Source organism: Streptomyces sp. NPDC028331 (assembly GCF_055565775.1).
In genome coordinates this window covers 114,821-127,830 of the sequence record NZ_JBVHTR010000001.1, presented here as the reverse complement: position 1 = coordinate 127,830, position 13,010 = coordinate 114,821, and the positions used below count along the sequence as shown (strand labels likewise).

Sequence of the window (13,010 nt, the reverse complement as noted above, 5' to 3'; positions counted from 1 at the left end):
AGGCCCCTCAGTCCCATTCCAGGCCGCCGCGCCGCCACACGTACGCGTACGCGACGAAGACGGTGAGCACGAAGAGCAGCATCTCCACGAGCCCGAAGATCCCCAGGGCGTCGAAGGTGACGGCCCAGGGGTAGAGGAAGACGATCTCGATGTCGAAGACGATGAAGAGCATCGCCGTCAGGTAGTACTTGATCGGGAAGCGCCCGCCGCCGGCCGGCGTGGGGGTCGGCTCGATACCGCACTCATAGGCCTCGAGCTTGGCGCGGTTGTACCGCTTCGGACCGATCAGCGTGGCCATGACCACGGAGAAGATCGCAAAGCCTGCCCCGAGGGCTCCCAGTACGAGGATGGGCGCATACGCGTTCACCGCTCCTCGCTCCTCTCAGTCGGCATTGACTGCTGGCGGTTGCGCTGGGCTCACATCCGTCCCACATGTCCCGATAGCCCCGCCGGCCCCAGCGAAGATCGCGGACATGTGAAGCAGGTCACAAGCCCAACTGCCGTGCATCTTATGCCCGCGGGTGTGTGATCTGCGACACGGGGGTCAGCACGTACTTTGTGATCTCCACCACCAGGCGAAGGATCATGAAGTCGGATGAGCGGTGATCTACGTACGCGAAGCAGTCGAGTGATCACCAAGAGGTGACATTTTCCCTCGTATCCGCTGGTCGGGGCGGTCTTGCATTATCAAAGGGCAAGCGTTCAAAGCAAATTGGCGCTGGGCCAGATCTCTTGGTAGAGGGCCCCGTTCACACGTCAGGGGGAGGGACGGGGCGAATGTGGACGTGTGCACGCGTTCACGAGCAGAGGGGCGACTTCTCGCACAGAGGTGCATGCATTCACAAGCGGCAGGGCAGGCGCACGACCGACGGAGGTCCGCCGCACGCGCGAGACGCCCCCTCGACGGTGACCGTTCCGTGACCTGTGCCACATCTGTGTGAGGGTTCAATAAAGCGGGCTTGGCCATTCGCCTCAACCGATGGTAAGCGGGGCGCAATTCGGGACGTAAAGACGAAAACCCATGATCACAGGCTTGATCATCGCTGTCCGCTTTGCCCGTTACGGCGTCAATAAAGAATGACACGCCCGGGATTCAGGCGGGCGATTGAACAACTGTGGCGCACCACACGTTTCTTGAAGGTATGGAGGAGTCCCTGGTACCGCTTGTCCCCATGTCCCACACCGCTCACATACGCAGCCACCGGAAGCCCCGCAACCGCAGCGCGTCGACCATCGCGATGCGGGCCGGAGTCGCCGGTGGTGTCCTCAGCACCCTGGCCGTGGCCGGAGCCTCGGCATCGGCCGACGCCGCCGAGCCGGTGACCCAGACGCTCGAACTGCCGACCCTGACGGCCGACGTGGCCTCGCAGGTCGCCCAGTCCGCGGCGGCCACCCAGCAGGCCGCGGCCAACTACCAGCTGCAGGTCGAGCGTGACGCGGCCGCCGCGAAGGCCGCCAAGCAGGCACAGGCGGACCTGGCACAGGCCAAGAAGAAGGCGGCCGAGGCCAAGCGGAAGGCCGAGGCCGAGCGCAAGCAGGCGGAGGCCGCCTCGCGCAGCGCCGAGCGGACCGTGCTCGCCGCCGCCTCGACCACCGCCTCGACGAGCTCCTCCACGGCCACCGGTTCGGCCGCGGAGGTCGTCGCCTTCGTCAAGGCGCAGATCGGCAAGGCGTACGTCTCCGGCGCCACCGGTCCGTCGGCCTACGACTGCTCCGGCCTGGTGCAGACGGCCTTCAAGCAGGTCGGGATCAACCTTCCGCGCGTCTCCCAGGACCAGTCGACGGCCGGCACCCAGGTCTCGCTGAGCAACCTGCAGCCCGGGGACATCCTGTACTGGGGCGGCGCGGGCAGCGCCTACCACGTCGCGGTGTACGTGGGCGGCGGCATGTTCGTCGGGGCGCAGAACCCCTCCAGCGGCGTCGGGGAGCACCCGCTGTCCTACGACCCGCCGTCCGGCGCGGTCCGCGTGCTCTGACCGAGCCGCCTTCCAGCGGTACGGGATGGACGGGCCGCCGCCCCTCGGGGACGGCGGCCCTCCCGGCTCACCCACGGCCGGTGCCGCTCACCCCACGTCGAACGTGTTCGGCAGGCCGAGCCGGTAGCGCACCTCGTCGACCCGCTTGAGGGGCTCCAGCTCCGGCGGGCGGTACAGCTCCCAGATCCGGCACCGCTCCGCGCCCGAGCCGTCCGCCTCCAGCAGTGCGTTGACGGCCCGCCGCGCCGACTCGTTGGCGCCCTCCATCGTCGCCAGGTCCACGTCCGTGCGGACGTAGTCGCCCGCGAGGAAGAAGTTCGGCACGGCCGTCCTCGCCGACGGGCGGTTGTAGAGCGTGCCCGTGGGATGGATGAGCAGCGGCTCGCGGTTCTGCGGGTCGGGGCCGCCGAGACCGGTCACCGCCGGGTCCATGAACCAGCCGAGGCGGTCCTCGTCCCTCAGCGTGGTCTTGCCCGAGTCGTTGAGGCCGTCCTTCAACTGGGCCCAGAGCTCGGCGACGATCTCCTCCTTGGTGCACTCGCGCGCCGTCTTGCCGTACAGGATGCCGGGCTTGTCCCATTCCGAGATGATCGCGGACAGGCAGTCCCGGGCCCGGCCGTCGCCGTAGTCCCGCGAGAAGTCCCGTACGTCCCAGAACTGGGCCTGCCCGATCCCGGTCACCGACCACGGTGAGTCCAGACAGTTGATGTGCCCGTGGACGACGGGCGTGGGCGTGCGCAGATAGAACTGCACGCCGGTCATCCAGTCCGTCTTCAGCGCGTCGCACCGGGCGAGCTGCGGGTCGGCGGCGCGCAGGGCGGCGCCCCAGGTGCGCCGGGCGTGCTCGACGGGCATCGCGGAGACGTAGTGGTCGGCGGTGACGGTGCGCTCGTCTCCGCCGTCGCGCGCTGCGACCCGCACACCGGTGACGCGCCCGCCCTCGTAGAGGACCTCGTGCACCTCGGTGCCGAGCACGAACCGGACCCCGAGGGAGCGCAGGTGCGCCGCCCACGGGTCGATCCACGCCTCGCTCGTGGGGGCGTTGAGGACGCGGTCGATGTCCGCGTCGCCGTCCAGGCCGCGGCCCAGCAGGCCCCAGAGGATGAGGGCCTCGATGATCACGCGGCCGACCGTGCGCGTGGACGCCACCTCCGCGCGCGTGGCGACGAGGTTGCGGGTCTGGCCGATGCCGAGGAGGGTCCGGTACTCCTCGCTCATCTCCCCGGCCCGGATGAAGTCCCACCAGGACGTCTTCTCCCACTGGTCCTCGCGGCGGGCGTCGCAGCTCGTGAGGTGGACCAGGAGGCGGTCGGCGAAGTAGGCGGCCTCGTGGGCGGGGAGGCGGGTGGCCAGGTCCAGTACGGAGAGGATCTGGTCGCGCAGCCAGGACGTGGTGATGTCGCCCGGGGCCGGCGGGGTGGTGACCCGGCGCAGGGGGAAGTGCAGGTCGGGGCGGCCGGCGGCGCGGGCGAACAACTCCTCCGTACCGCTGCGCAGGTTGTCGTGGACGCCGTTCGGATTGCCGGGGAAGGGGATGCGGCGCAGGGTGTCCGGCAGGTTCCGGTAGAAGCCGGGGAAGAACCGGAAGCCGTGCTCGCCGGGCAGCGGCCTGCGGCCTCCGGTCCCCGTACCGGGCACGTCCATGGAGCGGGCCTTGCCGCCGAGGACGTCGTAGTACTCGTAGACGGTGACGGCATAGCCGCGCTCGGCGAGTTCGTGTGCGGCGCTGAGCCCGGAGACACCGCCGCCGAGCACGGCGACGTGCTTGCGCGTGGCGGCCCGAGCGGTACCGCCGGGCCATAAGGCGAGCGCACCCGCCGCTCCCCCGGCGCCCGCGAGGAACCGTCTGCGGGAGTGCCCGCCGTTCTCCTGCGGCTGCTGCGAACGTTCTGTTGTCATGAGTCCCGGAGGGTAGGGAGGGGTTCCGGGTGGCCGGAAGCCCGATTTCCCGCCGCCACAGCATCCTCACAACCAAGGAGACACAGCGATGCCGAGCGTTTTCGTCCAGGGCAGGCCCGTCGACTCGTATCCGCCGCTCGCACCCGAGGCCCGGCGCGGGAAGGTGCGGCGCGTCACCGAGGTCGGCGAGGAGGTTCTGCACAAGCCGTGCCGGGACGTCACCGAGTTCGGCCCCGATCTCGCCGCGCTCATCGACGACATGTTCCTGACGATGTACATCGCCGAAGGGGCCGGTCTCGCGGCGAACCAGGTCGGGGTCGGTCTGCGACTGTTCGTCTACGACTGCCCGGACGACGAGGGCGTCCGGCATGTCGGGCACATCGTCAACCCGGTGCTCGACACCCTCGTCCCCGCCGGACGCCGGCTGCCCGAGGAGAGCGAGGGATGCCTGTCGGTGCCCGGTGCCGTCGTGGACGTACCGCGTCCTGACCGGGCCGTGGTGCGCGGGCTCGACAAGGACGGGGAGCCGCTCGTCATCGAGGGGACGGGGTACTTCGCCCGCTGCCTCGAGCACGAGACCGATCACTGCGACGGGCACGTCTACCTGGACCGGCTCTCCGACCGGGACCGGAGGGACGCGCTACGGCAGATGGCGGCCCGGCGCGACCAGGTGCTCGCACGCCGGGCCGCCGGCATCGAGGCGCTGCGGAGCAGCTAGTCCACGGTCCCGTCCGAACAGCGGCGGCATCGCAGCCGTGTCGGCCGCGTCGACGTCGCGCTCGAACTTCCACACCATGCCCTTGGCGCGGCAGATCACTTCCCCGAGGTACCAGACGGCGCCCGGCACGAACGGGTCGAGCCGCTGGGCACGGAGTTCCGCATCCGACTGGAACGTCTCGCGGAGAAGGCCTTCGAGTTCGTTCAGGGAGTCGGGGCTGAAGTCGAGCCGGTCGGCGCCGGTCTGCTGCGCCCACTGGTCGAAGGCCTGCCGGCGCCCGTCCAGCCACGCAAGAAGCTCCGGGTGCCGCGTCGGGTCCGTGCCGTGATCCGCGGAAGTGGTCATGGGCGGTCACGGTAGCGACACGCCGGCGCCCGGTGAACTGACAAGCTCCACCGTCGAGTTGACATGCCGAGCGTCGACAACTGCTGACCGGCACGCCCGGCGTCACCGAGTGACCGCGGCCCCCCTTTCCACGTCCCGGCGGGAGGTGGAGAGGGGGCCGCGCCGCGATCACGAACGCGGCGCCACCTTGCTCAGCCCGTTGATGATCCGGTCCATCGCGTCGCCGCCCGTCGGGTCGGTGAGGTTGGCCAGGAGCTTCAGGGTGAACCTCATCAGCAGGGGGTGCGTGAGGCCGCGCTGGGCCGCGATCTTCATCACCTTCGGGTTCCCGATCAGCTTCACGAAGGCGCGGCCCAGCGTGTAGTAGCCGCCGTAGGTGTCCTTCAGGATCTTCGGGTAGTTGTGCAGGGCGAGCTCGCGCTGGCCGGGGGTCGCGCGGGCCAGGGCCTGGACGATGACGTCCGCCGCGATCTGCCCGGACTCCATGGCGTAGGCGATGCCCTCGCCGTTGAAGGGGTTCACCAGGCCGCCCGCGTCGCCGACCAGCAGCAGGCCCTTGGTGTAGTGGGGCTGGCGGTTGAAGGCCATGGGGAGGGCGGCGCCGCGGATCGGGCCGGTCATGTTCTCGGGGGTGTAGCCCCAGTCCTCGGGCATCGAGGCGCACCAGGCCTTGAGCACCTCCCGCCAGTCCAGCTCCTTGAAGGACTCGGAGGTGTTCAGGACGCCCAGGCCGACGTTGCTCGTCCCGTCGCCCATGCCGAAGATCCAGCCGTAGCCGGGCAGCAGCCGCTCCTGGCCGCCGCGCCGGTCCCACAGCTCCAGCCAGGACTCCAGGTAGTCGTCGTCGTGGCGCGGGGAGGTGAAGTACGTACGGACCGCGACGCCCATGGGGCGGTCCTCGCGGCGGTGCAGGCCCATCGCCAGCGACAGCCGGGAGGAGTTGCCGTCCGCGGCCACGACCAGCGGCGCGTGGAAGGTGACCTCCCGTTTCTCCTCGCCCAGCTTGGCGTTCACGCCGGTGATACGGCCGGTGCGGTCGTCGATGATCGGAGCGCCCACGTTGCAGCGCTCGTACAGGCGTGCGCCCGCCTTCTGCGCCTGCCGGGCGAGCTGTTCGTCGAAGTCGTCGCGCTTGCGGACCAGTCCGTAGTCCGGGTACGAGGCGAGATCCGGCCAGTCGAGCTGGAGCCGCACCCCGCCGCCGATGATGCGCAGCCCCTTGTTGCGCAGCCAGCCGGCCTCCTCGGAGATGTCGATGCCCATGGAGACGAGCTGCTTGGTGGCGCGGGGCGTCAGGCCGTCGCCGCACACCTTCTCGCGCGGGAACGCGGTCTTCTCCAGGAGCAGGACGTCCAGACCCGCCTTCGCGAGGTAGTAGGCGGTGGTGGAACCGGCTGGCCCGGCCCCGACGACGATCACATCGGCGGTGTGTTCGGTAAGGGGCTGGGGCTCGGTCACGGCGGGTTCTCCCCAAGACTCGACGACGGCAACACCAGCACCTGGCGCCAACAGCGAGGAAGGCCCCGGCGAAACCACGGCCGAAACAGCGTGCTGACGGGCACTGGACATGGGCAGTCTATTCAGCGTCACGATCTCCCGGCTGAAGGGCTGCCCCCATGAACCGAGCTCTCCCCGACGTACGGCTGCGCGTCCCCAGCGACGAGGACGCCTTCGCCTGGCACCGGGCGTTCGCCGACCCCGAGGTCATGGAGTTCCTCGGCGGCCGGGCCGCCGAGCTGTCCGTCTACGAGGAGCTCACCGCCCGCCAGCGCCGGCACGACGCCGAGTACGGCTTCTGTCTGTGGAGCGTGCTCGACGAGTCCGGGGAGGTCATCGGCTTCACGGGCGCTCAGCCGTGGCCGCGCGAGTGGGGACCGAAGGGGGAGATCGAGATCGGCTGGCGGCTCGGGCGGGCGCACTGGGGCAAGGGTTATGTGACGGCGGCCGCCCGGACGACCCTGGAGCGCGTGCGTGCGGCGGGCGTGAGCAGCGTGGTCGCCATGGTCGACACCCGCAACACACGGTCCATCGCGGTCGCACAGCGGCTGGGGATGCGCCTCGCGGAGACGTACGAGAGGCCGTCGTCGCAGCGGCAGAGCCACTGCTACCGGCTCGATCTGTGACCCTGTGTGATCGACTGTCACAGAAAGACACCCGGCGCTTCCGGGTGGCACCCCCGGCCGGTTACCCTTCCAGTACCGCTGGGGGTGACATCTGTGCCTATACCACCCAAAACACCCGAAGTGCGCGTGCCGCGACTGATCGGTCTGATGGCGATGGACGCGCGCGAGGCCGCCAAGCAGCAGGGCGTGCTGCTCGCCGCGCCCGACCGGCCCGACTTCCACCGGACCGTCGTCGACTACGTCGTACGGCAGTACCCGCAGCCGGGCGCCGAGGTGCCGCGCGGTGCCGTCGTCACCGTCTGGTTCGACCTCGGTGAGGGCGAGGGCGGCGGAGGAGCGGGCGTACGCGAACCGCGCGTGCCGCCACCGCCCAGGGGCGGAATGCAGCGCGAGCTGAACGAGCCGGGCGACCCGTACGCGGTCAGTCCTGCTTGAAGCCCCGGTGCAGGGCCACGATCCCGCCGGTGAGGTTGCGCCACGCCACCTTGGACCAGCCCGCCTTGCGCAGCCGCTGCGCGAGCGCCGGCTGGTCGGGCCAGGCGCGGATGGACTCGGCGAGGTAGACGTACGCCTCGGGGTTGGACGACACCGCACGGGCCACCGGCGGCAGGGCACGCATCAGGTACTCCGTGTAGACGGTGCGGAACGGCGCCCAGGTGGGGTGCGAGAACTCGCAGATCACCACGCGTCCGCCGGGCTTGGTCACCCGGTACAGCTCGCTCAGCGCCGTGTCCGTGTCGTGCACGTTGCGCAGCCCGAAGGAGATGGTGACGGCGTCGAAGGTGTCGTCCTTGAACGGCAGCTTCGTCGCGTCGCCCGCGGTGAAGGGCATCCAGGGGTGCCGCGCCTTGCCGACCTGGAGCATCCCCAGCGAGAAGTCGCACGGGACGACGTACGCGCCGGTCCGGGTGAAGGGGAGCGACGAGGTCGCCGTGCCCGCCGCGAGGTCCAGGACCTTCTGCGCGGGCCGCGCGTCGACCGCCCTCGCGACCTCCTTGCGCCACAGCCGTGCCTGCCCGAGTGACAGCACGTCGTTCGTCAGGTCGTACCGTTCCGCCACGTCGTCGAACATCGAGGCGACTTCGTGCGGCTGCTTGTCCAGGGATGCGCGGGTCACGGGCCCATTGTGGCAGGAGGGTCCGACGCCACTGCGGCAGCCTCGGCTATCGGCGCCGGTGCACCAGGCGCCCGGCGACGACGGTCGCCACGCACGTCCCGGCTCCGCGCGCGGCGAGCGCGGTCTCGTCCGGGACGTCGAAGACGGCGAACGTCGCATCCATGCCGACGGGCGGCAGCGGCAGCGAGATCGCCTCGGCCAGGCTCCGTCCGGCCAGCGGATCGAGGCTCGGCGGCCCCGCGGGAGCCCGGAACCGCTGCTCGACCGTCATCCCCGCCCGGTGCACGGCGTCCACCACGGCGGGACGCCGCAGTTCCCCCGCCACGGCGACGGTCCCGTGCGCCAGCATCCGCTGCACCCCGCGCCGCGCGCTCGCGCCCCGGCGGGCGTCGCTCAAGGAGAGCGCCGCGAGGGCTTCGCCCATGAGCGGCTCGGTACCCAGCTCATCGGCCTCACGGGGGTCCGGGTGGTAGGCCTGCTCCAGCAGTTCGGGCCCGTACGGATTCAGCAGTCCCGGGGTGAGCAGTCCGGGCCAGCGTCGGATCCGGGCCGTGGGACGCGCCGCCACCAGCTCCTCGTACGGTCCGACACCCGCGATCTCCCGGCCGTCGACGAGCAGCGCGCCGCCCGGCAGGGACGGCCGGGCGTCACCGGGGATCAGCAGGTCGGCGACGTGAAGCGTCAGCATCCGGGCCCTAGTTGGACGTCAGGAGCTTCAACTCCGGGTGGGCGGTGCCGCCCTCGATGGCGGTGGAGGAGATGTGGGACATCACGCGGTCGTCGACCGGGTCGTTCGCCGGGTCGTCGTGGACCACGAGGTGCTCGTACGTCGTCGACCGCTGGGCCGGGACGCGCCCGGCCTTCCGGATCAGGTCGATGATCTCCATCCGGTTGGAACGGTGCTTGGCGCCGGCCGAGGAGACGACGTTCTCCTCGAGCATGATCGAGCCGAGGTCGTCCGCGCCGTAGTGCAGGGTGAGCTGGCCGACGTCCTTGCCGGTGGTCAGCCAGGAGCCCTGGATGTGGCGGACGTTGTCGAGGAAGAGGCGGGCGATCGCGATCATCCGCAGGTACTCGAAGACGGTCGCCTGGGTGCGGCCCTTCAGGTGGTTGTTCTCGGGCTGGTAGGTGTACGGGATGAACGCCCGGAAGCCACCGGTCCGGTCCTGTACGTCGCGGATCATCCGCAGGTGCTCGATGCGTTCGGCGTTGGTCTCGCCCGTGCCCATCAGCATGGTCGACGTGGACTCCACGCCCAGCCGGTGCGCGGTCTCCATGATCTCCAGCCAGCGCTCGCCGCTCTCCTTCAGCGGTGCGATCGCCTTGCGCGGCCGCTCGGGCAGCAGTTCGGCGCCGGCACCGGCGAAGGAGTCGAGCCCGGCGGCGTGGATGCGGGAGATGGCCTCCTCCACCGAGACGCCCGAGATACGGGCCATGTGCTCGACCTCGGAGGCCCCCAGGCTGTGGATGACCAGCTCGGGGAACGCCTCCTTGATGGCGCGGAAGTGCTTCTCGTAGTACTCGACGCCGTAGTCCGGGTGGTGGCCGCCCTGGAACATGATCTGGGTGCCACCGAGTTCGACGGTCTCGGCGCAGCGGCGCAGGATGTCGTCGAGGTCGCGCGTCCAGCCCTTCTCGGTGTCCTTGGGGGCCGCGTAGAAGGCGCAGAACTTGCACGCCGTCACACAGACGTTCGTGTAGTTGATGTTGCGCTCGATGATGTACGTGGCGATGTGCTCGGTCCCGGCGTACATACGGCGGCGTACGGCGTCGGCGGCGGCGCCCAGCGCGTGCAGCGGCGCATCGCGGTAGAGGGCGAGGGCTTCCTCGGGGGTGATCCGCCCACCGTCGGCGGCACGGTCGAGCACGGCTGTGACATCAATGGACGTGAGGTCGGCCTTGTCGGTCACCGGGCTCCCTTTCGGCGGGGGTGGACGGACACGTAAGGGTCGTGAACGGACCGAACCAGCCTACGCCAGCGGTTTTACGGACCCCACGTCAGGCCGCGTACGCGCCGATGAGCAGCCCGACGAACGCGCCCGCGATGAGGAACGGCCCGAACGGGATGGCGGTCCGCCGCCCGGCCCGCCGCGCGAGCACCAGACCGAGCCCGTACAGCCCCCCGAACAGGAACCCGGCGAAGGTCCCGAGCACCACGGTCCCCCACCCGTACCAGCCGAGCACCGCCCCGAGCCCGGGCGCCAGCTTGACGTCCCCGAAGCCGAGGCCGTGCGGGTTGAGCAGGAACAGCAGGAAGTACGCGCCGCCCAGCACCAGCGCGCCGAGCAGCGCGGTGCGCCACCGTCCCGCGTGCTCGGGAGCCAGCGCGGCCAGCCCCAGCAGGGCGGGGGCGGCGCCGGCCAGCGGCAGGGTCAGGACGTCCGGCAGGCGCTGCACCCGGAAGTCCACGAGGGTCAGCAGCACTCCGACGGGGGCGAGCAGCAGCCACACCCCCAGCTCGGGACGGGTGCCGGTGGCGAGGGCGAGCACCGCGCACACCAGTGCGGTGACCACGCCCACGAGCGCGGTGCCGGGACCGTAGGCCCTCCCGTCCGCGCACCGCGCCCGTCCGACCCATCCGCCGATCGGGTGCCCGTCCGGGCATCGCTCGCGCCACGGCTGCCCGGGCTCGACGGACAGCCGGTACGCGGCCCGGGGCACCAGCGCACCGGCCGCCGCACCCCACACCGCGGCGCCGACGGCCGCCCAGAGGTCCAGATCCACCCGGACAGCGTAGGGACCGATGGGGCAACCGCCCTACGGCTGAAGCAGCTTCACCTTCACATCCGCCGGGAATCCGGTCGTGGGGCCGGTGCGGCGGGCGAACTCGGCGACCGCCTCGAGCTGCGGGCCCCCGAAGCTGAAGTCGAGCGTCGTGAAGTACCGCTCCAGGACGTTCTCGTCGAAGGCCTCCCAGCGCGCCGCCTGTTCCGCGACCTTGCCGACCTCCTCCAGGGACAGGTTGCGGGAGGCCAGGAAGGCCTCGTGCACCGTGCGGGTGATGACGGGCTCCCGCTCCAGGTAGTCGCGCCGGGCCGCCCACACCGCGAAGACGAACGGCAGGCCCGTCCACTCTTTCCACAGCGTGCCGAGGTCGTGCACGTCGAGGCCGAAGCGCGGACCGTCGATGAGGTTGGCGCGCAGGGCGGCGTCGCCGATCAGCACGGCCGCCTCGGCCTCCTGCATCATCAGGCTGAGGTCGGGCGGGCAGGTGTAGTACTCCGGGGTCACCCCGTACCGCTCGGCCAGCAGGAGCTGGGCGAGGCGCACGGAGGTCCGCGAGGTGGAGCCGAGGGCGACCCGGGCGCCGTCCAGCCGGTCCAGCGGGACCTGGGAGACGATCACGCACGACATCACCGGACCGTCGCAGCCGACCGCGATGTCGGGGAAGGCGACCAGGTCGTCGGCGTTCTTGAGGAACTCCACCAGGGTGATCGGACCGATGTCGAGGTCGCCCTTCACGAGCTGCTCGCTGAGCTTCTCGGGCGTGTCCTTGGTCAGCTCGAAGTCGAGGAGGGTGCCGGTTCTCGCGAGCCCCCAGTACAGGGGCAGGCAGTTGAGGAACTGGATGTGGCCGACGCGCGGCCGGGTGCGAGAATTGTCCACATCGCGAGACTAGCCCCCGCCCCGTACGCCACCGTCCCCGGCCCCCGCTGTCAAGGGTTCCCGGAGCATTCAAACGTCCGGGTGACGTGATCTTGACCTCTATTGCTTTTCGCCGCCCGCGTGCTACGCTCGCAGCAAGTTGCAGTTTGGTTTCCTTGCAGTACAGAGCCTGCGGAGCATGTGACCGCGGGCTCTCGTCGTTTTCAGACATATGCAGTTGTGCAGCGGTTCCGTTTTCACACTTGCAGTTCTGGAGCAGGGCAACCCTTTGGGCCCAAGGAGGGCTTATGGCTACCGGAACCGTGAAGTGGTTCAACGCCGAGAAGGGCTTTGGTTTCATCGCCCAGGAAGGCGGCGGCCCGGACGTCTTCGTCCACTACTCCGCGATCAACGCGAACGGCTTCCGTTCCCTCGAGGAGAACCAGCAGGTCTCCTTCGACGTGACGCAGGGCCCGAAGGGCCCTCAGGCGGAGAACGTCACGGCGATCTGAGATCGCTGAGTCCCTGATCCAGAACTGAGAGCAGTACCCAAGGAGCCCCCCGCCATTCGGCGGCGGGGCTCCTGCCTTTCGGTGAATTCTTCGCGAATTCTTGTGTCTGCGCCCGTCTTCCGCGGAGAGCCGTGCGCGTTCAGACGTGCTGCATGACGAGCACGAAGGCACTCCCCTGCACCAGCGCCTCGTACGAATGGGCGACATCACCGCGGAACGCCATGTAGTCCCCGGGACCGAGCTCCACCTCCTCGCCGCGCGGCCCGGCGAGAACCCGCCCCTCACTGACGACCAAGTGCTCCACACTTCCCGGAATATGAGGTTCCGACACGCGTGCGCCCCCCGGTTCGAGGCGGATGTGATAGAGGTCCCGGCGCGCACCGGGCGGGCTCGCGGACAGCAGGGTCGCCGCATAGCCGGCCTGCTCCGAGTGCACGGACGGGCCCTCGCCCGCGCGGATCACCTGAACGGCCGGGGCGGGCGGTTCGACCAGCACGCTGAACGGCACGCCGAGTGCCACGCCGAGCGCCCACAGGGTCTCCACGCTGGGGTTGCCGCCGGCCGCCTCGAGCTGGGACAGCGTGGACTTCGCGATGCCGGCCCGTTTGGCCAGCTCGGAGAGGGAGAGCCCGGCGCGGGTGCGCTCGCGGCGCAGGGCGGCGGCTATCCAGTCCAGCGGGAGGCGGGGCGGTGGGGCGGCGGTGTCGTCGGTCATCTGCGTTCGCTCCGTCGGTA

Annotated in this window: 15 protein-coding genes; 5 read left to right on the top strand and 10 right to left on the bottom strand. The window is 70.2% G+C overall.

Translation table 11 applies throughout. The annotated features are described in order from the left end of the window. Window positions 1–7: 7 nt before the first annotated feature. Window positions 8–367 (bottom strand): NADH-quinone oxidoreductase subunit A, encoded by a 360-nt coding sequence (locus tag ACZ4SW_RS00615; RefSeq protein ID WP_003992243.1) that lies wholly within the window; start codon window positions 365–367, stop codon window positions 8–10. A gap of 805 nt (window positions 368–1,172) precedes the next feature. Between ACZ4SW_RS00615 and ACZ4SW_RS00610 the strand changes: the two genes are divergently transcribed. Then, a complete protein-coding gene (locus tag ACZ4SW_RS00610) occupies window positions 1,173–1,976 on the top strand; it encodes a C40 family peptidase (RefSeq protein ID WP_468236029.1) in 804 nt (267 codons plus the stop codon). An 87-nt stretch (window positions 1,977–2,063) separates the two neighbouring features. Here ACZ4SW_RS00610 and ACZ4SW_RS00605 read toward each other — a convergent pair whose 3' ends face one another. After that, the gene (locus ACZ4SW_RS00605) at window positions 2,064–3,875 is read right to left on the bottom strand and encodes a hydroxysqualene dehydroxylase (RefSeq protein ID WP_468236026.1); all 1,812 of its coding nucleotides are present in this window, start codon (window positions 3,873–3,875) and stop codon (window positions 2,064–2,066) included. 88 nt (window positions 3,876–3,963) lie between these two features. On the opposite strand from ACZ4SW_RS00605, the gene def reads away from it, so the two are divergent. Then, a complete protein-coding gene (def, locus tag ACZ4SW_RS00600) occupies window positions 3,964–4,593 on the top strand; it encodes a peptide deformylase (RefSeq protein WP_468236024.1) in 630 nt (209 codons plus the stop codon). Here the strand turns inward: def and ACZ4SW_RS00595 are convergent. Both ACZ4SW_RS00595 and ACZ4SW_RS00590 read right to left on the bottom strand, forming a co-directional pair. Beyond that, entirely contained in the window at window positions 4,516–4,938 is a 423-nt protein-coding gene (locus ACZ4SW_RS00595) for a hypothetical protein (RefSeq protein WP_468236023.1), read from the bottom strand. The genes def and ACZ4SW_RS00595 overlap by 78 nt on opposite strands. 168 nt (window positions 4,939–5,106) lie before the next feature. Next, window positions 5,107–6,396: a geranylgeranyl reductase family protein gene (locus tag ACZ4SW_RS00590; RefSeq protein ID WP_468236020.1), complete on the bottom strand. Its 1,290-nt coding sequence runs from the start codon at window positions 6,394–6,396 to the stop codon at window positions 5,107–5,109. Window positions 6,397–6,554: 158 nt separating this feature from the next. Here ACZ4SW_RS00590 and ACZ4SW_RS00585 point away from each other — a divergent pair, with 158 nt between their 5' ends. Next, complete coding sequence (locus tag ACZ4SW_RS00585; protein WP_468236018.1) at window positions 6,555–7,061, top strand: GNAT family N-acetyltransferase; 507 nt, start codon at window positions 6,555–6,557, stop codon at window positions 7,059–7,061. Window positions 7,062–7,181: 120 nt separating this feature from the next. Continuing rightward, window positions 7,182–7,496, top strand: coding sequence for a PASTA domain-containing protein (locus ACZ4SW_RS00580; protein ID WP_468236015.1), 315 nt, complete (start codon window positions 7,182–7,184; stop codon window positions 7,494–7,496). On the opposite strand, the gene ACZ4SW_RS00575 is transcribed toward ACZ4SW_RS00580, so the two are convergent. From ACZ4SW_RS00575 to ACZ4SW_RS00555, 5 genes are all read right to left on the bottom strand, one after another. Continuing rightward, window positions 7,483–8,178: a demethylmenaquinone methyltransferase gene (locus tag ACZ4SW_RS00575; RefSeq protein WP_468236013.1), complete on the bottom strand. Its 696-nt coding sequence runs from the start codon at window positions 8,176–8,178 to the stop codon at window positions 7,483–7,485. The genes ACZ4SW_RS00580 and ACZ4SW_RS00575 overlap by 14 nt on opposite strands. A gap of 46 nt (window positions 8,179–8,224) precedes the next feature. After that, window positions 8,225–8,866, bottom strand: a complete 642-nt coding sequence (locus ACZ4SW_RS00570) for a hypothetical protein (RefSeq protein WP_468236010.1) — start codon at window positions 8,864–8,866, stop codon at window positions 8,225–8,227. A gap of 7 nt (window positions 8,867–8,873) precedes the next feature. Continuing rightward, a complete protein-coding gene (mqnC, locus tag ACZ4SW_RS00565; protein ID WP_468236008.1) occupies window positions 8,874–10,088 on the bottom strand; it encodes a cyclic dehypoxanthinyl futalosine synthase in 1,215 nt (404 codons plus the stop codon). A gap of 88 nt (window positions 10,089–10,176) precedes the next feature. After that, window positions 10,177–10,902, bottom strand: a complete 726-nt coding sequence (locus ACZ4SW_RS00560) for a prepilin peptidase (RefSeq protein WP_468236005.1) — start codon at window positions 10,900–10,902, stop codon at window positions 10,177–10,179. A gap of 33 nt (window positions 10,903–10,935) precedes the next feature. Next, window positions 10,936–11,784: a menaquinone biosynthetic enzyme MqnA/MqnD family protein gene (locus ACZ4SW_RS00555; RefSeq protein ID WP_468236003.1), complete on the bottom strand. Its 849-nt coding sequence runs from the start codon at window positions 11,782–11,784 to the stop codon at window positions 10,936–10,938. Window positions 11,785–12,071: 287 nt separating this feature from the next. Between ACZ4SW_RS00555 and ACZ4SW_RS00550 the strand changes: the two genes are divergently transcribed. After that, window positions 12,072–12,275 (top strand): cold-shock protein, encoded by a 204-nt coding sequence (locus ACZ4SW_RS00550; protein WP_043442843.1) that lies wholly within the window; start codon window positions 12,072–12,074, stop codon window positions 12,273–12,275. Between the two features lie 139 nt (window positions 12,276–12,414). Here the strand turns inward: ACZ4SW_RS00550 and ACZ4SW_RS00545 are convergent, their stop codons facing one another. Continuing rightward, entirely contained in the window at window positions 12,415–12,990 is a 576-nt protein-coding gene (locus ACZ4SW_RS00545; protein ID WP_468236001.1) for a helix-turn-helix domain-containing protein, read from the bottom strand. Between the last annotated feature and the right edge of the window lie 20 nt (window positions 12,991–13,010).